We start from the raw sequence: 204 nt of genomic DNA on the forward strand, positions 1-204 counted from the left end.
TTGACGGTAAAGTCGGCTACTGCGATACCTTCTGTAGGGTCGTTGCCATCATCGTCTGTAATGGTACCCGTAGCATTGGCAGTACCAATAGTTACCCCGGCAGGAGCCCCGGTAAGGTTAGCTATCTCTCCGTTTATGGTTTCATCATCTTCTATTAAAACATCGGTCAACGTGGTAACATTGATGGTCCCTGTATTGCTTCCG

At 48.0% G+C, this 204-nt stretch carries 1 protein-coding gene; it reads right to left on the reverse strand.

Annotated elements, in window-relative coordinates; all coding sequences use genetic code 11:
* The coding region (locus tag RM706_RS16485; RefSeq protein ID WP_311353367.1) for a hypothetical protein at positions 1–204 on the reverse strand (204 nt) is incomplete at both ends.

Source organism: Croceitalea rosinachiae (genome assembly GCF_031846445.1).
Taxonomy (GTDB): Bacteria; Bacteroidota; Bacteroidia; order Flavobacteriales; family Flavobacteriaceae; genus Croceitalea; species Croceitalea rosinachiae.